This is a genomic window from Streptomyces sp. LX-29 (assembly GCF_029541745.1).
Lineage (GTDB): Bacteria > Actinomycetota > Actinomycetes > Streptomycetales > Streptomycetaceae > Streptomyces.
In genome coordinates this window covers 6,761,499-6,779,500 of sequence record NZ_CP089746.1, presented here as the reverse complement: position 1 = coordinate 6,779,500, position 18,002 = coordinate 6,761,499, and the positions used below count along the sequence as shown (strand labels likewise).

The 18,002-nt window shown below is 71.1% G+C and carries 12 protein-coding genes and 2 pseudogenes; 5 read left to right on the top strand and 9 right to left on the bottom strand.

All coding sequences use genetic code 11. The annotated features are described in order from the left end of the window. Window positions 1–48 precede the first annotated feature (48 nt). The gene (locus LRS74_RS28550; protein ID WP_277743675.1) at window positions 49–4,164 is read right to left on the bottom strand and encodes a tetratricopeptide repeat protein; all 4,116 of its coding nucleotides are present in this window, start codon (window positions 4,162–4,164) and stop codon (window positions 49–51) included. Continuing rightward, window positions 4,161–4,580 (bottom strand): hypothetical protein, encoded by a 420-nt coding sequence (locus LRS74_RS28545; RefSeq protein ID WP_277743674.1) that lies wholly within the window; start codon window positions 4,578–4,580, stop codon window positions 4,161–4,163. Before LRS74_RS28545 ends, LRS74_RS28550 begins: the two co-directional genes overlap by 4 nt. A 291-nt stretch (window positions 4,581–4,871) precedes the next feature. Between LRS74_RS28545 and LRS74_RS28540 the strand changes: the two genes are divergently transcribed. Continuing rightward, a complete protein-coding gene (locus tag LRS74_RS28540; protein WP_277743673.1) occupies window positions 4,872–8,336 on the top strand; it encodes an ATP-binding domain-containing protein in 3,465 nt (1,154 codons plus the stop codon). A 120-nt stretch (window positions 8,337–8,456) separates the two neighbouring features. Here the strand turns inward: LRS74_RS28540 and LRS74_RS28535 are convergent, their stop codons facing one another. The 4 genes from LRS74_RS28535 to LRS74_RS28520 form a co-directional block, all read right to left on the bottom strand. Further along, a complete protein-coding gene (locus LRS74_RS28535) occupies window positions 8,457–9,152 on the bottom strand; it encodes a hypothetical protein (RefSeq protein ID WP_277743672.1) in 696 nt (231 codons plus the stop codon). A 388-nt stretch (window positions 9,153–9,540) separates the two neighbouring features. After that, window positions 9,541–10,407 carry an NmrA family NAD(P)-binding protein gene (locus LRS74_RS28530; protein WP_277743671.1) on the bottom strand — a complete coding sequence of 289 codons (867 nt, stop codon included), beginning with the start codon at window positions 10,405–10,407 and terminating at the stop codon, window positions 9,541–9,543. A gap of 52 nt (window positions 10,408–10,459) precedes the next feature. Then, window positions 10,460–10,924 (bottom strand): hypothetical protein, encoded by a 465-nt coding sequence (locus LRS74_RS28525; protein WP_277743670.1) that lies wholly within the window; start codon window positions 10,922–10,924, stop codon window positions 10,460–10,462. A gap of 121 nt (window positions 10,925–11,045) precedes the next feature. Further along, on the bottom strand, window positions 11,046–11,567 hold the full coding sequence (locus tag LRS74_RS28520) for a MarR family transcriptional regulator (protein WP_277743669.1): 522 nt from the start codon (window positions 11,565–11,567) through the stop codon (window positions 11,046–11,048). Window positions 11,568–11,788: 221 nt separating this feature from the next. Here LRS74_RS28520 and LRS74_RS28515 point away from each other — a divergent pair. Continuing rightward, window positions 11,789–12,170 (top strand): annotated as a pseudogene (locus LRS74_RS28515) (transposase); the annotation flags it as partial. Here LRS74_RS28515 and LRS74_RS28510 read toward each other — a convergent pair. From LRS74_RS28510 to istA, 3 genes are all read right to left on the bottom strand, one after another. Continuing rightward, window positions 12,167–12,730, bottom strand: a complete 564-nt coding sequence (locus tag LRS74_RS28510) for a dihydrofolate reductase family protein (protein WP_277743668.1) — start codon at window positions 12,728–12,730, stop codon at window positions 12,167–12,169. The pseudogene LRS74_RS28515 and the gene LRS74_RS28510 overlap by 4 nt on opposite strands. Before the next feature lie 278 nt (window positions 12,731–13,008). Then, window positions 13,009–13,815 (bottom strand): IS21-like element helper ATPase IstB, encoded by an 807-nt coding sequence (istB, locus tag LRS74_RS28505; protein ID WP_277738976.1) that lies wholly within the window; start codon window positions 13,813–13,815, stop codon window positions 13,009–13,011. After that, complete coding sequence (gene istA / locus LRS74_RS28500; RefSeq protein ID WP_277738977.1) at window positions 13,815–15,065, bottom strand: IS21 family transposase; 1,251 nt, start codon at window positions 15,063–15,065, stop codon at window positions 13,815–13,817. The genes istB and istA overlap by 1 nt, the downstream gene beginning before the upstream one ends. 574 nt (window positions 15,066–15,639) lie before the next feature. Between istA and LRS74_RS28495 the strand changes: the two are divergent. The 3 genes and pseudogenes from LRS74_RS28495 to LRS74_RS28485 form a co-directional block, all read left to right on the top strand. Continuing rightward, window positions 15,640–15,873: pseudogene (locus tag LRS74_RS28495) on the top strand (hypothetical protein); the annotation flags it as partial. Then, window positions 15,762–16,343, top strand: coding sequence for an SRPBCC family protein (locus LRS74_RS28490; protein ID WP_347178168.1), 582 nt, complete (start codon window positions 15,762–15,764; stop codon window positions 16,341–16,343). The pseudogene LRS74_RS28495 and the gene LRS74_RS28490, both read left to right, overlap by 112 nt. Further along, window positions 16,340–17,521, top strand: coding sequence for an acyl-CoA dehydrogenase family protein (locus tag LRS74_RS28485; protein ID WP_277743667.1), 1,182 nt, complete (start codon window positions 16,340–16,342; stop codon window positions 17,519–17,521). Before LRS74_RS28490 ends, LRS74_RS28485 begins: the two co-directional genes overlap by 4 nt. The last annotated feature ends 481 nt before the right edge of the window (window positions 17,522–18,002 follow it).

The following is an 18,002-nucleotide window of genomic DNA, read 5'->3' as shown; positions in this document are numbered from 1 at the left end:
CGCGCACCCACGACGACGGTGGTCTGCCATGCCACCCGGATCGGCCCTTCACGGCCTCGGCGCACGGAAGAGGCCCCGACGCGTCTTCTCCGCGGCCTTGAGGTGGACGGCGACGAGACCGGGTTCCTCTCGGGCCAGGCCGCGGTAGATGGCGAGGGCTTCGGTGATGTCCTCCTGGGCCGCCCGTTCCGGCTCGGCGTTCTCCAGGAGCCGTATGGTGGCGGACGCGTAAAGGGCGAAGCCCAGCAGGTGCGCCTGGTGCGCCGCGCGGCGGGCGACGGTGACGGCCTCCACGGCGGTTCGTACCGCCTCGTCGTACCGCGTGGCCTCGGCGAGGCGCAGGCCGTGAACGGCCAGCGCCCACGCCAGCAGGGGTTCATGGACGGCCGGATCGGCCCGGGCGAGGCGGCGGGCGAGGGTGACCGCCTCCTCGGTGGTGTCCAGAGCGTCCGGAAGCGGCGCCTCGTCCTCGGCCGGATAGTGGCCGAGAGACGCCAGCGTCCAGGCGAGGGCGGAGTCGTACGCGGCGTCCGCCGCGGCCAGTCGGCGGGCCATGTCCGTGGCGCGCACGAGGAGGGCTCGCCCCTCCTCGTATCGCCGGCGGTCGACGAGGTACGTGCCCAGGCCGTGGACCGCCATCTGGAGCACCGGTTCGTACGCCGGCTCGGTACGGGCCAGATCCTCGGCCACCTCCACACCCCGCCGTAGCGTGCGATCCGCCTCCTCCGACCCGGCGCCGTGCTGGAGAAGGCCGAGAAGGGGCAGCAGCGGCCCGAGCATCCCCTGTCGGGTGGGAGCGTCCCGCAGGGGACCGTCCAGCAGGCCGACAGCCTCGACCGCGAGCGGCAGGGCCTGACTGCGGCGGCCGACCGTCACCAGGAGCTGAACAGTGGTGGCCAGCAGGACGACGAACTCGGCGGGGTGGCTCGCGGGGTCCTTCCCCGCCGTCTTCCGACGGAGCGGCACGGCTTCCAGCAACGCGTCGGCCGCCTCTTCGTAGCGGCGCGCCGCGGACAGCCGCTTCCCGAGCTGCGTGAGGGCGGCGGACAGCTGCGGGGTGTGGAGCGCCGTGACCTCCTGACTGTCCTCGACCAAACGGCGGAAGAGGCCGGCGGACTCGGCCAGCGCCTCAAGGGCCTCGTCCTGAAGGCCCACCTCGGGAAGGACGACGCCCAGCAGCAACAGCGTCTGTCCCAGCTGCGGCACGTGCGGCGCCGCGTCCTCCGCCCGGTCCCCCCGTACGAGCTCGTAGAACAGGGCCCTTGCCTCCCGCGCGTCCGCTACGGCCTCGGTCGGCCGGCCGGCCGTGTACCGCCGGGACGCTCGGGTAGCGAGCATCGTCGCGACGGCGGACAGCGCCGGTGGCGTCCCGTCCGCCGCGCTGAGACGGCGGGCGACGACGACACCCTCCTCAGCCGTCGCGAGGGCTTCCTCGTACGCGCCCGCACTGCTCAGCTGATGGGCGAGGTTGTTGAGCCCCGTGACGAGTGCCTGGAGGAAGACCTCGGGCCGCTCCTCGGCCGCGAGCCGGTGGAGGGCGACGGCCTCACGGGCGGCGCCCAGCGCTTCCTGAACCTGTCCGGCGGCCTCCAGTTGGCCGGCGTACGTGGTCAGGCCCATCGCGAGATCCCCTGGGAACACCCCGGGGCTCGCCTGCTCCAGGGAGCGGTAGAGGGCGACGGACTCGCGGGCGGCGTTCAGCGCCTCCTCCTGGGCGCCGACGTCGTTCAGTTGGTTGGCGTGCGTGTTGAGGCTCATGGCCAGCCGTTCCGCGAACGCGGCCGGTTCCCGTTCGTACAGCCGCCGGTAGAGGTTCACGGACTCGGCGCTCGCCGCGACGGATTCCCGCCGCCGTCCCGTCTCGCCCGCGTCGATGGCGAAGGAGTTCAGGGCGCGCGCCAGGTCGGGAAGGTATGCGTCGGGCCGCGCCCGGGCCAGGTGGCGACGGATGTCGAGCGCCTCCTCGGCCACGCGTACGGCTTCCGCGTACCGGCCCGCGTCCCGCAGGCAGTTGGAGTACGTGCCGAGGCTCATGGCGAAGCCCTTCCGGAAGGCGTCGGGGTGCTCCTCGGCCAGGGACCGGTAGTGCTCCACGGATTCGCGGCTCGAAACCAGCGCCTCCTTGTGCCGGCCGCACTCCTTCTGCCAGATGGACAGGTTGTTCAGACCGTCGGCCATCTCCGCCCGCTCGCGCCGCTCCCCGACCAGCGCGCGCCGGATCCCGACGGTCTCCTCGATCGCCGTGAGCGCTTTGTCGGGGCGGCCGAGCTCACCCTCGCAGTTGGCGACGGCGTTGAGGGCGTGTGCCAGTTCCGAGCGGTACACCCGGGTGTCGGAGGGTGAGGCGGACTCGGCGATGAGTTCGCGGTAGAGACCGACGGCCTCGTAGGCGGGTGCCACGGCGTCGGCTCGTCGTCCCACGACGCCGAGGCCGATCGACAGGTTGTGCAGGGACGCGGCGAGGTGCGGCCGGAACGTCGGGGCGTCCGTCTCCACCAGCGGTCTCAGCCGGCCGACGGCTTCCTCCGTCACCTCGTACGCGCGCTGCCGGTGCCCCATGTCGAGGTGCCGCCGGCAGAGCGTGCGCAGGAGCCTGGCCAGGGCCGGCAGGTACGCGGAGTCCGTCTCGGCGCGCTCGCGGTGGATGTCGGTCAGCCGCTCGGTGAGGTGCAACGCCCAGGGGGCCAGGTTGTGGGAGGAGGAGGGCAGGCGGTCCAGCAGTCGCATGAGATCCGCGAGATCCGTTCCGGGGTCGTCGGTGAGCCGGTACAGGGCCGACACCAGCGGCTCCGGTCGCTCCACCTGCGTGGCGACGTCGACGGCGAGGGCGCCGAGCACCTCGGGGTGCCGGCAGCACAGATCGGTGAGCTGCGCGTCGAGGTGCTCGCGGTGCGCCGGATGCGCTGCCGCCCTGGTGTGGAGGACCAGCAGCCGGGCGGCCTGGGCCTCGGACGCCCCGGCGAGGAGGCGATCGGCCAGACCCGGATCGGCACGGAGGTGGCTGCCCAGGAAGTATTCGGCGAGGCGGTCCGGGCGCAGGGTCCCCCAGAACTGCGACGGGGCGGGCGGGGGGTAGAGGGCGCTGATCCAGTCGCACACGGCCCAGCGGACGTCAGTGGTCTGGCCGTGGAGCACCGGCACCCGGCCCAGGAGCGCGTCGGCCTCCTCGCGGTCGGCGGCACCGCACAGGAGCGCGGCGGCGAGGACGGCGTCGATGCCCCTGCGTCTCCTCAGGCCCAGGTCGGCCTCGACGGCGATCCAGTAGCGACGCTCGTAGTCCAGCAGCCGTTCCTCCATGGGCCGGGAGCGGCTCGCGCCTTCCCCGCGCTTGTGGGCCGCGTCCAGCAGGTCGACGAGCGCGGTCATGTGCAGCGTGAGCGCCACATCCATGTCCGGCGCCGGGATGCGGTACGCGGCGGGGCGCGTGAGGCGCCCGACGTGGTGCCCCCACTTGACGAGCCGCTGCCCGGGCACCCGGGGCAGGGCGCGGGCCAGGCTCTCCACGGCGTCACGGTACGCCTCGGCGTGACGGTCCGGGTCGGGCTCCAGCGGGCGCAGGGGCGTGACAGGAGCGTCGTACAGCTCTTCCCGTTCGGTGGCCGCGGGCAGGTCGTACCACCAGTCGCCGTCGGTGCGGGCCAGCAGCAGGACCTTGACGCGCACGGTCCTGGGCGCGGCGGCTGCCGCCCTGAGCAGCGTGGGCAGTTGGTCCGTGCGGGTCTCGGCGTTGTCGACCACCACCAGCAGCGGCGACTGCGTGTACTGGAGGACCGGCAGCTCACCGGCCGGGGCGTCGCGGCTCAGCCACAGGACGCTCCAGGGCTCGTCGCCCGGCGTCTCACCGAGCCGGTCGACGAGGCGGCGCGCGAGGCGGGTCTTGCCCTGCCCGCCCGGCCCGTACACCAGCTGGATCCCCAGCCCCGGAGCCTCGCACCACGCCCGCAGCTCCGCCAGTTCCTCGGCACGCCCCCGGAAGGGCACCACCGCGCGGTGCGCGTCCAGCAGGGCCGCCGGGCTTGTCGGCGCCGACCGGGTCTTGGTGACGAGGTCGTCCCACTCCAGCAGCTTTCGCCGTAACACCGCCGCGCGGTGTTCCGGCGGCAGGTGGTTGACGATGGTGTTGTCGTTCCCGATCTGCACGGAGAGGGGGACGCCCTCGGTCATGCGCCCGACCCGAAGTGGTTCACCATGTGGTTGTGGTCACCGCTCTGGACCGAGACCGGGCCGTCGCCCGACACGTTCACGATCGTGGCACCGTGGGCCGGCGGACGCTGACCGACCAGCGCCCGCAGCTCGGCCACCGCCTCTGCGCGCGCCTCCGGGGGCAGCAGCTCCAGAAGCATCTCGAAGCGGCCGCTCCAGTACCCCGCCTGGTGCGCCGCTTCGGGTTCGTCGGCGGCGGACAAGGCCGTCCGGGCCGCGTCGAGGCGCTCCAGCTCCGCGCGTTGCCGCTGTTCGTCCAGGCGCCCCCACCACCGACTCGCCCACGTCCGCATCCCGGCCCAGGCATCGGTCCCCGCCGCCTGCACCAGCGCCGCCCCCGCCACCGCGGTGAGCGCCACCACCTCATCCGGCCCCATCAGCATCCCCCTTCGCCCGGTACCGACGGGGCGACCGTAACGCGCACCGACGACCAACACGCCCCGAACGGAGGGAAATACGCCGGGAAACCAGCTCGGGCACGAGCACCTCCACCTGTACGAGCTCGGGCCCACCCCCGACCAGGTGCGCGTCTGGCGGATCGAGATCGACGGCTCGTCCGGGCAGTGATCCACTGACTGTTCGTCACCGTCTGGTTTCTGATAGTTGTTTGAGCGGGGTACGGGTACACGCCCGTGGCGGTGTCCCCCGGCACCGCAGGGAGGACGCACATGAGCACCACCACTCGGGACGAGATCCTCGCCGGCGAGCAGCGGGCGGTGGACCACGCGTACGACTGCTACACCACGAAACTGGCCGAGCTGAGCGGCGGTTCGGCGGCCACCGCGTCGGCGAGCGGCAAGGACGGGATCGCCAACCGGGTCGAGGCGGAGGCCCGTGCGGAGGCTTACGGAGGGCTCGGCGACGAAGCCCTGGTCTTCGCCCGCGTCGACGCGCCGGAGGACCCGGGAGGAGACCCTCGTCCCTGGTACATCGGGCGCCGCGGCGTGCAGGACGCCTCGCACGAGCCGGTGGTCCTGCTCTGGACCAGCCCGCTGGCGAAGGAGTGGATCGAGGCCAGGCCCGAGAACCCGGGCGAGGTGGTCCTGCGTCGGCGGTTGCGTTGCGCGCGGCAGGTCGTCGAGGGCTACTTCGACGAGATCTCTTCGGTGACACCCACCTCCGTGCCTCCGGCCGGCCTCGAACCCGAGCCCGCCGCCGTACCTGAGCCCCGGCAGGCCGCCGACGACAGCAAGGACGACAGCAGGGCGGAGAAGCCGGACACCTCCCCCGCCACGCCGGGGGCGGAACGCTCGCCGTCCCCCGGCGACGTCGTACGACGCCAGCGCCGGAAGGCGCTCCAGCCGGACGACTTCCTCCTGCGGGAGCTCCAGCGGTCGCGCGGCGGCCGGATGCGGGACATCGTCGAGACCATCCGCCGTGACCAGATGGAGCTGGTCACCGGCTCGCCGTCGGACATCCTCGTCGTGCAGGGCGGCCCCGGTACCGGCAAGTCGGCGGTCGGTCTCCACCGCGTGACCTGGCTCGTCAACAACGAGCACTTCAAGGCCCAGGACATCCTCGTCATCGGCCCCCACCAGCGGTTCCTCGACTACGTCGGCCAGGTCCTCCCCACCCTCGGCACCCGGGACGTCAACGCCGTCCAGCTGGACCGCCTGTGGGAGGGCGAAGTCCTCGGCACCGACTCCCCGCGGGCGCGCCTCGTGAAGTCGGACGAACGCATGGCGGCCGTGCTGAGACGGCGCGTCGAGAGCGACTACCGCCCCGAGGCCCTCGACGGACTCACCGTCGAGCCGTCCTTCGAAGGCGACGAGCCCGCGGTCGTCATCACCGCGGGCAGTACGACCCTGCGCGTGCCGAAGTCCGAGGTTCTCGCCCTCCTCGCCCGGGCCCACGGTGGCGGCGGGTCCTTCCGGGAGCGGCGCGACCGCTTCCGCGGCCTGTTCGTCGACCGGCTCCTCCAGGAGCTGTCCGACATCGCGTCGCGCCGGGGGCAGGCCGGCACGATCCGCCGCGACCTGGAACGCAACCGCCGGGTCGAGCGGCTCGTCGAACGCGTCTGGCCGTCACCGGGCCCGCGGGAGGCCCTGCGCAGCCTCTACGACTCGGCCGAGCTGCTGCGCGTCTGCGCCGACGGCATCCTCGACGAGGACGAGCGGGCGGCCCTGTCGCGGGCCCGCGCCGCCAGCGCCGACGCCGATCCGTGGACTCTCGACGACCACGTCTGTCTCGAAGAGCTCCGGGTGCTGATCAGCGGTGACACCCCGAGGCGGTACGGGCACATCGTCGTCGACGAGGCCCAGGACCTCACGCCCATGCAGGCGCGCGCCCTGCGACGGCGCTGTGCCGTGGGCGGTTCCATGACCGTCCTGGGCGACCTCGCGCAGGCGACGGGGGCCCACATCCCGACGAGCTGGGACCTGCTCGGCGCGCTCCTCTCCGACCAGGGCGACTGGAGCGTGGCCCAGCTCAACACCAGCTATCGCGTCCCCGCCGAGATCATGGAGTTCGTCGCGCCTCTCGCACGGGCGGTCGCGCCGTCCCTGCCGTACCCGCAGGCCGTCCGCGAGGCGGGAGCGGACGCCGTGCGGACCGTGGCGACCGAGCCGTGGAAACTCCTCGACGACACCGTCGCCCATGTGGCCCGGCTCGTGCACACCAGCGACGGGAGGACCCCCCGATCCGTGGCCGTCGTCGTCCCCGACGACTCGGACTGGTTGGACGCGATCAGCCGCAGGATCGACGAGGGCGGCGACATCGACGAGTCGAACCGCGAAGCCGTGTCCGTGCTGGCCGCCGAACAGGCCAAGGGCATGGAGTACGACCACGTCCTGGTCGTCGAACCCACCACGATCGCCGACCGTGGCCCCGCCGGACTGCGCCAGCTGTACGTGGCCCTCACCCGCAGCACCCAGAGCCTGACCGTCCTGCACACCGCCCCGCTGCCGGAGGCGCTCACCGGTTCCCGGGGCGACGAGGCACCGGCGGTCTCCGACGCCCGGGCGGAGGGCACGGCGGGACGGCTTCCCCGGGTCGGCACCGATGTCAGGGTCGAGGTCGTGGACCGGGCCCCGGGCGGTCGCTACAAGGTCAGGCCGCTGTCCCCCGGGATGGACCGACCGCTCGTCCTCACCGTTCGCCACGGATCGGTTCCCCCACGGCGGGGTGAGAAGCTGAACTGCTGGGTGTTCTCCAACGAGACGAGCCAGATCGTGCTCACCGCCGACCAGCGCGGCCGATCGCCCGTCTCGGAGCGGATGGCGGGACGCTACCTCGCGGCGCTGGACGTGCTCGGAGAACTGGCCGAGAGCGACGGCGACGTTCCCGACGCCCGCAGCCGTCTCTCCGAGCTCCAGGGCATGGCCAATCGCATCCTCCGGCGGGACCAGGCCGACTGGGTCGACGTACTCCACCTGTTCGGCGACCCCGGCAGAGAGAGGCTGGGGGTTCTGCGCGACCTCGCCGCGACGACCAACCGCGCGCTCAAGGACGGAACCCTGGACAGGGGCCGGCTCGCGGAGGAGCTGGCGGCTTCCGGCTGGGCAGGGCCCCTCGCCGAGGCGCGACGAGAGCTTCGGGCACGCTTCGCCACCGCGACGGAGCCGAACTCCGCTGACGCGGCGCCTGACGAAGCCACCCCCGACGACGCGGCCCCTGTCGACGCGGCGCCCCCCGCCCCGCAGCAACCCGACCAGAAGGAAGAAGCGCAGATGACCACTGCGGACACCATCTCCGCCACACCGGCCCCGACCACGAGGGAAGGCTTCCTTCGCGCACTGGAGGCGGCTGCCGGGGCCGACCGCATGTGCAAGAAGCACGAGGCGGTCCGCCACGCGCTGAAGGCGTCGCTCCTCTGGGCGGACCTCGAGCCGGCCGACTCACCGGTCGTCGACGTCAGCTGCGTCACCGAGCGCGGTCTCTTCCTCTACGAGGCCCTGGGCGCCGGCCGCTCGACCTACGCGGACCTCCGCTCGGGTGCGACCCGGCTGCTCGAGATCAACCACACGCTGCCCACGCCTGCCGACGGCCTCTATCTCGTTCTCTCCGAGCCGCCCTCCGAGGACTGGTCTGCGGACATGATCCGCGACATCTTTCGTGTCAACGTCATCTGGCGCGGCCCGGCCGGTTGGGATGGTGACGGCACGGACATCGCGTTGGGCTCCACAGCCGAGTGATCCCCGCGCATCCGGACGTACCCCGGACATCCGGCGTGATCGGGCCGTCCGGGAGCCCTCCACGACGGCCGAACGAGCACGGGCACCGCTGGGGGAGGCAGGGGCGGTGATGCTGAGGCGTCAGTGCTGGTTGACCGGCCAGACGGCCGCCGGATCGCAGCGGGCCGGGCACGCCAGCAGGTAGACCTCGTTGCCCAGGAACAGCCAGTACGTGTCGGCCTGGACGCTGTAGGGCTGTTCTGGCTGGCCGGGGTGGACAGCGAAGTCTACCCCCTCGGGAACCTGGCAGACATACACCAGGTCCGCGCCGCACGCGCACCTGTAGTACTCGGCATCCTGCGCCCAGGACGGGGTACCGCCCACCTTGAAACTCGGGATCCTGGGGGAATCCACGAAAGGCCGCAGAGTCAGCGGCAGCGCGCACACGGACGGTTCGGCTTCCGGGGTCGGCAGCGCCGCGCGGCTCTGGATCAGTACACGCCAGAACGGAGCCGGGTAGGGCGGCTGCGGAGCGTCCCAGTACTTCGGTACGAGCCGGCCATCAGCAAGCTGGGGGTCGGACGCGTCGTTGTGCGCACGGCAGTGAAAGACAAGGAGGTGGTCTCCGCCGAAAGGCTCCACGTCCCAGGGGATGTCGAGCTGGAAGAACAGAGCCATCCGCTCACCACAGAAGCACTCGGGCCAGTCCTGAGCCTGGTCGAGGAAGGGCCAGCCCCCCACCGAGTTCCGCGCCGGACGGACCAGCGGTTCGGTTCCCACCTCGACCGCGTAAGCAGGCAGCACCGTCCGCGTCCTCCTCGTCTTGCGTTCGAACATGCGCTCAGCCTAATAGCGCCCTGTGACAGCTGGTCGTGGATGAGATGGCCTTGATGTGGCCGGCTGCCGCGGCGCACGGGCGACCGGGCAGCGGGTCGCCAGTACCAGGCGGCGAGCGACAGGTCGTGCGGCGCGACCAGGACCGTCTGGCCGGCGCCGGTCAGCAGCACAAGATCAATTGTCAGACATGCGCTCAGGGCTCGGCGGACGAGCCGGCTGAATTAGGGCGGCTGCGCGTCCACCGGGAACCGGCCGAGCCGGCACGGGCTGGCGGGAAGTGCACCGGGATCCGGGCCCGCTGCACGGCGGCGCGCGGCCGGCGGAGGCGTTCGGCCCGGACCGGGAACGGGCCCGCCCCCGGTTGGCGCCAAGGTGGTCGAGCCGCCGGTCAAGTGGTCGTGGTGAACGCGTGCAGATGCTCGCGAATGAAGTCGTGGAGCGTCCTGGCGGGGCGCCCGAGGACGGTCTCGAGGGTGTCGTTGGGTGCTTCCGGGCGGGCCAGGGCCAGTTGCTGGATCTCCACCACGTGGTCGGCGAGCCAGGGTGGCATGCCTGCGGTCGACACCAGATGGCGGTGGAACTCGTTCGGCGGCAGGTCGATGTAGCGGACCGGACGGCCCACCAGCTCCCCGAGCAGACGGGCGAGTTCGGGGTGGCTGAATGCCTGCGGGCCCGTCAGGGTGTATGTGGCGCCGGCAAGGCCGGGGCGGAGGAGGGTTTCGGCGGCGACGTCGGCGATGTCCCGGACGTCGACGTAGTTGCAGGGGGCGTCGCGCATCGCCCCCATGAGCACGCCGTCGGCGACCGCCGGCGCGTTCAGGAGCAGCTTCTGCATGAAGGCGTACGGTCGGAGCAGCGTAGCCGTCATGCCGGTTGCCGCCAGGTGTTCCTCGACCCGCCAGTGCCCACGCGAGACGGCTACCGGTGAGGCCGGCTCGGCTGCCGGGGCGGAGAGTTTGACCACGTGCCGTACCCCGCACGCGACCGCGGCGTCCATGACGTTGGTCTCGAGCTCGACTTGACGAGGGCTGTTGGCCATGGCGAGGAACAACTGTGTGGATCCTTCCAGGACGTCGCGGAGTGTGCGGGGGTCCGCGGCGTCCGCGCCGGCGATCTCGACCGGCGTTCCCGCGCCGGTGGTGGCGCGCAGGGCCTCGGGGGTGCGGGTGACGGCGCGGCAGGGGATGCCGAGCCCGGTGAGCCGCCGGAGCAGCGCGCCGCCGGTGGCACCGGTTGCGCCCATGATGGTGATCACGGTGTTCCTTTCACGGTTGTGGGGCTGGAAACAGGGCTGAGGAGGGTCGAGGTCACGTCCGCTGCCGTGATGCCGCGCCGCGCCACCGCCAGGTGACGATGGCTGCGGCCAGAGCGGCTGACAACGGCAGATCGATCCGCAAGCGCTCCAGCCATCCGGCGTCGGGCACCGGTGTGTGGGACGGCAGCCAGTCGGATGCGCACCACCCGCCCACGGCCGCGACTGCGGCCGCCGCACCGGCGAGCCCGAGGGTGAGTGCCAGTCGCGGCGCCGAGGTCGTCCACTGGCGGGGCGGCCGGCCATGGCGGTGCAGCCACGCGCCGACGACGCAGGCAACCAGGGCGGACGTGGCCCCGATGGAGGTGGGAGCGGCCCTGGTCAGTTCGGGCTGCCCGCTGAGGGCGCCACCGAGCCCTGCGGTGATCGCCGGGGACACGTAGGCGACCGCGACTTCCTTCCACAGGGTGAACGAGCGCGTGGCGGGTCCGGGTGCGGAGGTTCCATGGGGAGGGCTCACGAGACTCCTCTGATGATTAGGTAGCTAACTACTTGAATATTAATTAGGGAGCTAACTATTGGGGCATGAAGGGACCGCCGCCTGGCCAAGGCCGGGCGACCGTTCGCGCGACGCGATGGAACTACTCGGCGGTCAGCGCGCCGATCCGCCGAGTGATCCGCCCCAGGAGGTCCAGGAACAGCCCTCGCTCGTCGACACTCAGTCCGTCGACCAGCGCCTCGAGTCGCGAGAAGTGGTCCGCCGCCATGTCGCGCAGCCGCTGGGCGCCGCGTGCGGTGAGCACCACCACCGCACCCCGACCATCCTCCGCGGAGGCACGGCGAGCCACCAGGCCCTCCCGCTCAAGCCCGCCGACCAGGCCGGTCACGGTTGCACGCGAGACGCCAAGGCTCCTCGCGAGCCCCGACGGCGACTTCTCTCCGCCGCCGTCCTCGAGGTCCACCAGCAGGCGGTAGCGCCCGGTCGACAGCCCGGAACGCGAGAAGTGCACTTCCGAAGCCCGGTCCAGGCGCGCCCCGGCCGCCATCAGCCGCACCGCGACGAGCACCGCCTGCGGGTCGGCGTCAAGCCCGTACCGCTCGATCTGCTTCCGTGCCTGATCGAGCGTGGGTGCGGCACCGAGCATGGCGTCCTCGTCCTTCATGAAAAGTAATATGGCAGCTAACTAGTAGATGGTCAAGATGCCGCCATCGACGCCAGGACCGCCGGCCGGCTCGCCTGGGCCCACCGGCTGCACCATGGGACCCCAGACGTTGGGGTGTGACCCGGACGGTGAGGATGACCGGCTGGTCCGGGGCGGCCTCGCGGATGTCGTACGCGAGCTTGAACGCCTTCTCCAGTTCGGGACGGACCTTGACGCGGGGGGAGATCCGCGTCCCACGTGCTGCCACGGGCCGCCCGCGCACGACACCGGACCGGGTCCTGGGCGACAAGGCCTACTCGAGCCGGGCGATCCGTCACCTGCTGCGGCGTCGGGGCATCGCCACCACGATCCCCGAACGCCACGACCAGACGGCCAACCGCCGCCGGCGCGGAGCCCTCGGCGGTAGACCACCCACCTTCGACAAGGTCATCTACCGCGACCGCAACGTGGTCGAACGATGCTTCGCCCGCCTCAAGCAGTTCCGCGCGATCGCCACCCGCTTCGACAAACTCTCCGACCGCCACCGCGCCGGAGTCGTCCTGGCCTCCCTCATCCTCTGGCTCCGCGAACCAGCCAGGTGATCGTTTGTCAGACAGGCCTTAACGCGCCACGCGGTAGCGGAGATAGACGACTCTTGAGCTGAAGGTGCGGGTCTCGACGAGTTCGAGATCCACCCGGCGCTCGCGTTGGGGAAAGAACGGAATGCCACCACCAACCAGCACCGGGTGGACCACGACCCGGTACTCGTCGATCAGACCCAACGCGGCCGCGTCGGCGGCGAGAGTCGCGCCGCCGATCGCGATGTCGCCCTCCCCCGGCTCGGCTCGCAACCGCTCGATCTCCTCCGCCAGGCCGCCGGAGGCCAGGCGGGCATTGCCCTGCACCGCCGACAGCGTGGTGGAGAACACCACCTTGGGGAGCGGATTCCAGATCGCGGCCCACTCGAGCATCGAGTCGTCGAGCGAGGGATCCTGGTCGGCGGTCTCCCAGTACAACATCGTCTCGTACAGCCGTCGTCCCAGCAGATGGACGCCGACCTCTCGAATCTCGTCGATCCAGAAGCGAAAGACCTCCTCGTCGGGCTCCGTCCAGTTGAAATCGCCATCCGGCCCGACGATGTAGCCGTCAAGTGAGACGCCCATCGAATAGGTCACGCTGCGCATCAAAGTCCTCCTCGGTAACGGGTTTCGACAGTACGACCGCCGGACGCCGCAGACTCATCACGGCTCGCGGGATCCCCTGGGCCGAGTCACCTCACGAGAATCATTTCGTCAACGTTCCTTGAGGACGGCTTCGAGGTCGGAGGAGGTCGAACCAAGCAGTCGCCGAAACAGGTTTCCACCTCCTGAACGCGGCGATGCGGTAGATTGTCGGCGACGCGTGAATCGTGACCCACATCCGACGGGTGAAAAGTGACCCCCCACTGCTCAGTTGATGTTGGTCATTCCCCGCTGTTGGCCGCGGGAACCCGTCCGAGGTCTCGGCCGCGCATGCGGTAGCTGTCGCCCTTCAGCGAGATCACTTCAGCGTGGTGGACGAGGCGGTCGATCATCGCGGCGGCGACGGTGTCGTCACCGAAGACCTCGCCCCAGCGTCCGAAGGGCTTGTTGCTGGTCACGATCACCGAGGCGCGTTCGTAGCGGCCCGAGATGAACTGGAAGAACAAGTTCGCTGCCTCGGGTTCGAAGGGGATGTAGCCCACTTCGTCGACCACGATCAGCGGGATCCGGCCCAGGCGGGTCAGCTCGTCGCTGAGCCGGCCTGCTTGGTGGGCTTCGGCGAGGCGGGTGACCCACTGGGCGGCGGTGGCGAAGGCGACCCGGTGGCCGGCCTGGCAGGCCCGGATGCCGAGGCCGGTGGCGAGGTGGGTCTTGCCGGTGCCAGGCGGCCCCAGGAAGATCACGTTCTCCTTCCCGACGACAAAGTCCAGCGTCCCCAGATGGGCGATGACCTCGCGTTTCACCGACCGCTGATGGTCGAAGTCGAAGTCCTCCAGCGACTTGCGAGAGGGGAAACGGGCCGCGCGGATGCGTCCCTCGGCGCCGTGGGAGTCGCGGGCGGCGACCTCCCGCTGCAGGCATGCGGCCAGATACTCCTCGTGGCTCCAGCTCTCGTCGCGGGCCCGTTCGGCGAGCCGTGCTGCCGCATCCCGCAGGGCCGGGGCTTTCAACGCCTTGGTCAGATAAATCAGTTCGGAGCCGACGTCGCGGCTGGTCCGGGCCTGGTTCGTGCCGTTCTTCGTGCTCATCACGCTGCCCCTTCGCCCGTGCTCAGCCCGCCGTCGATGACACCGAAGATCCGGTCGTAGGTCTCCAGCGACCGTTCCTCGACCTCCGTCACGTCCACTGGCGCCGCCTTCGTGCTGGCAGCCTTCTTCCGTGCGGCTGCGGCAGCGGCCGCGTGGTCCGGGTCGGTGATGGTCTGGTGGCGAGCCCAGCTGCGGGCATGCCGGGCGACCTCGACGCCGTCGCAGGTCACCAGGACCTGGTCCAGGTCCGCGGTGACTTCGATGCGGCGGCCGACGGCCAGTGGATGCACCGAGTAGTCGCAGGTGTCCAGGCGGACGTAGTGGTCCCGGGGCAGCCGCAGCGATGCCTTCCACCAGCCCGGCGGGGCGACCGGCGGCAGGGCCAGCATCCGGGAGCGGTCCGCTTCCAGCCGGTCCGCCGGACGAGCCTGCAGGCTGCGGTGAATGCGCCGGTTGGCCTTGGTCAGCCAGTCGGCGAGCTGAATGTTGAAATCGGCCGGCGAGGTGAACACCCGCCCGGGCAGGAACGACGTCTCCAGATAGCCGTTGGCCCGTTCGACCAGCCCCTTGGCCTCCGGATCCCGGGGCTTGCAGAGCAGGAACTTGATGCCCAGCAGCCCGGCGAACGCGGCAAACTCGTCGGTCAGTTGAGGTCCCCCGGACCGCCAGGAGCCCACAGCACCCTCGTTGTCCCAGACCAGCACCCGTGGGACGGCGCCCAGCTCGGTCAGCAGCCGCCAGTGCCCGGCGATCAAGTCGGCCGCCGACCTGGAGGGCAGCATCCGGGCGGTGATCCACCGCGAGTAGCCCGCGACCATGACCAGCACCGGCGGCCGCCCGACCTGCCCGAAGCCGAGCGGGATGTCGGCGGGCGGGAACCACAGGTCGCACTGGCCGATCTCGCCCGGCTCATAGACCGTCCGCGAGGCTGGATCCGCGGGCCGATAGGCCGGCCGCAGGTCTCGGACCCGGTCCTTGAGCACCGTCAGCCCGCGGTCCCAGCCGATCCGCTCGGCGATCACCGTCGCGGGCATCTCCGGCCACTGCTCGAGCAGTTCGCGGATCTGCGGCTCGACCGCGTCCACGATGGAGCCCTTCGGCGCCCGCTGGTACTTCGGCGGCGCGTCGTCCGCGATCGCCCTGCGGACGGTGTTCCTCGAGATCCCCAGCTTCCTTGCGATCGCCCGCACCGGCATCTGCTCGGCCCGGTGAAGCCGACGGATCTCCGCCCAGTCCTCCACGCTGATCACCACTCCTCCCGGCCTGGCTCAACGAGCCAGACCCCTGGAGGGGGTCAACTTTCAAGCGTCGCTACTGGTCCACTTTTCAGCCGTCGCCGACAGTAGATCCGGCCGTGCGGAACTCAACGATTGAACGGGGGACGCTCATCCTCTCGGCGAGGGAATGCGGGAATGGCCGGTTCGCGTTCTGTTCCCCACGTTGGACGCCTCCCTAAGGTGATCAGCGGCGGCGCGCACCTCGAACAGGGACTCGCCCCTGTTGCGAGGGAAAGGCAGACGGATACATCCGCTACGGACGGAGGCACGGACTCACAGACCACAGGGGAGATTCCTTCCCCGTCGGGTTGTCGCGGATTCACCTCGCCGTCCAGCGCGCTGTGAACGTCCGGTCCGGAATGCCACCCGTCGTGGACCCGACCACCGACCGCCGGGGCTTCGACGCATCTGCGTGAGCGTGATCATTGATGAGGAGTGACGTTGCCGTTGCCCCGAGATCGCCGTACCCGAGACTCATGCGCTCCCGTTGAGCCGATCGCCTTCATCGGCATGGGCCTCCGTACGCCGGGTGGGGTGACCGAGGGCGCTGAGTTGTGGAATCTGTTGGCCGAGGGGCCACCTCGAAGCCGCGGCGGGGATCGCCGGGCTCATCAAGGCGGTGCTGCGCGTACAGCGCGCGACCGTGGTCCCGACGCTGCACTTCACAGGATGGAACCCGCGGATCGACGCGACCGGCTCCCGGCTGTTCGTACCGGTCGAGTGCATGCCCTGGCCGGTCGACTCGGGCACCCGGCTCGCGGGGGTGTCGAGCTTCGGTTTCAGCGGGACCAACGCTCACGTCATCGTCACGGCGCCACCTGGCCCGACTGGTGCTCCTCCGTCGACGCCTCCAGCCTGGAACGGGAAGGCGTCGACGGCCGGGAGGGCCCGGGAGCCGTCCGTCGCTTCGCCTTCAGAGGCCGTACCACCCGCGCCGAGATCCTCGAGGTGCGGGCCCACCGGCTGCTGCGCTACCGACTCCTGTCCGGCCTGCCCTTCTTCGGCTACGAGGGCCTGGCGACCGTGCACCCGGGCCGGATTCGCTGGGACCTCTCCTTCCACGTCAAAGTGCCCGGGCGCGGCCGCTACTGGCACCGCTACATGCAGGAGTTCCTCAACGAGTTCGTCCGGGAACTGGCCGTCCACGCGGAACGACAGGCCACCGGAGACCGACCGCCCACGTGCCCGGGAGGACAAGCCGGCCAGCCGGCCACCGGACCGGGCGCCGATCAAGGAGGCCGACCCGCATGACCGTCCACCTGACCCCGAGCGACCAGGCGTTCGTCCAAGGGGCCGCGTCCCTGGTCCCCCTGCTGCGCGCCAACGCCGCGGAAGCCGAACGCGAGCGCAGGATTCCGGACGCGGTCCTCGCCGCACTGGCGGACAAGGGCCTCTTCTCCGCCAGCCGCCCCAGCGTCTACGGCGGTGAGCAGCGCAGTCTGTCGGTGTTCGCCAGGGCGGCCGCCGAGATCGGCCGCGGCTGCGGGAGCACGGGCTGGACGGTCGGCATCATGGCCGCCTGCCAGTGGATGGCCGGTCTCCTGCCGAAGCAGGCGATGGACGAGATCTGGGCCGCCGGCCGGGAGCCGCGCTTCTGCTGCGTGGTCTCCCTGCCCTCCCAGGCGCGGCCCGACCACGGCGGTCTCCGGGTCTCCGGAGAATGGCCCTACGCCACCGGCTCCCTGCATGCCGACTGGGCCCTGGTGGGCGTTCCCGTCTTCGAGGACGGAGCGCCGACGACTCCGGGTCTGGGGCTGGTCCCGATCGACGAACTGGAGATCAAGGACACCTGGCATATGGCGGGGATGCGCGCCAGCGGCAGCAACACGCTCGTCGGGCGGGACCTCTTCATCCCCCGGCACAGGATCCTCAACGTGGCCGAGGTCGACGCGGGCCGTGCTCTCCCGGACGTCGACGGCGCCCTCTACCGCACAGGCTTCGCCGCGGCGTTGATCCTCTACGTCGCCGGCGCCTTCATCGGCATGGCCAAAGGGGCCCTCGAACTGACGCTTGACCAGATCAGGTCCGGGAAGCGCATGACCTTCACCACGGTGGAACACTTACGTGACTCCCCCGTCGTCCAGCTCCAGGTCGCCGAGGCACAGGCCAAGGTCGACACAGCCGAGCTCCACCTGATGCGATCAGCCGGCGTCGCCGACGACCACGCCCGACACCACCGGCTGCTGCCCACGCACGAGCGGGCGCGGATCCGGATGGACTGCGGCTGGGCCCTGCGCCACAGCCGCGAGGCCATCGAGCTGCTCCTGGACGCCCAGGGCGCCGCCGCCTTCGCCGAGACCAACCCCGTCCAGCGGCTCTGGCGGGACTGCGAGGTCGGAACCCGCCACGGGATGATCCTGCCCGCACTCGGCCAACAGATCCTCGGCGCCGATCTGTGCGGCGGCGACTCCGTCGTCCACCTGCTGTGACCTCCCGCCGCCCGGCATCTCCCCCGGCTGCCGGGCGGCAACGGCGGCCATCGGCCGGGGCACCGACGGCTCACCCAACAGGATCAAGGTCGACACCGAGGGTGGTGACCTGACGGTCGAGGCCACACAGCGCTATCCCGCTCGCGCTTCGACCAGGGGCACGAGTTCTGCATGCTGAAGCTGACCCTGGGTGGGGCGAAGCCTCGACTTGGGCAGCTCACGGGCCGCAGCCGGGTGGACATGGCCGGTGATCGCGCCGCGAACCGCGTCATGTAGGGCCGCCGCAGGAGGCGCGGCCCTACAGGCCCCTCGCATGACATCGGCCCCCCGGCGGCGGCGCGGGCGAGGATCCTCACGTCCAGGACAGCACCGCCGGCCGACACCTACTGGCCAAGGTGCCGACCACGTTCGGCCGGTTCGAGGCCCACCGCCCCGACGAAACTCCGGGTCGGTGATGCTTTGCACGGGCCGCGGAGGGCCG

Coding starts and splice junctions, on each gene's coding strand:
- istB (WP_277738976.1), bottom strand. CDS start 13,815: ATGAGCACGAAGAACGGCACGAACCAGGCCCGGACCAGCCGCGACGTC.
- LRS74_RS28520 (WP_277743669.1), bottom strand. CDS start 11,567: ATGAAGGACGAGGACGCCATGCTCGGTGCCGCACCCACGCTCGATCAG.
- LRS74_RS28490 (WP_347178168.1), top strand. CDS start 15,762: ATGGAACCCGCGGATCGACGCGACCGGCTCCCGGCTGTTCGTACCGGT.
- LRS74_RS28535 (WP_277743672.1), bottom strand. CDS start 9,152: ATGTTCGAACGCAAGACGAGGAGGACGCGGACGGTGCTGCCTGCTTAC.
- LRS74_RS28540 (WP_277743673.1), top strand. CDS start 4,872: ATGAGCACCACCACTCGGGACGAGATCCTCGCCGGCGAGCAGCGGGCG.
- LRS74_RS28510 (WP_277743668.1), bottom strand. CDS start 12,730: ATGCGCAGCGTGACCTATTCGATGGGCGTCTCACTTGACGGCTACATC.
- LRS74_RS28550 (WP_277743675.1), bottom strand. CDS start 4,164: ATGACCGAGGGCGTCCCCCTCTCCGTGCAGATCGGGAACGACAACACC.
- LRS74_RS28485 (WP_277743667.1), top strand. CDS start 16,340: ATGACCGTCCACCTGACCCCGAGCGACCAGGCGTTCGTCCAAGGGGCC.
- LRS74_RS28545 (WP_277743674.1), bottom strand. CDS start 4,580: ATGGGGCCGGATGAGGTGGTGGCGCTCACCGCGGTGGCGGGGGCGGCG.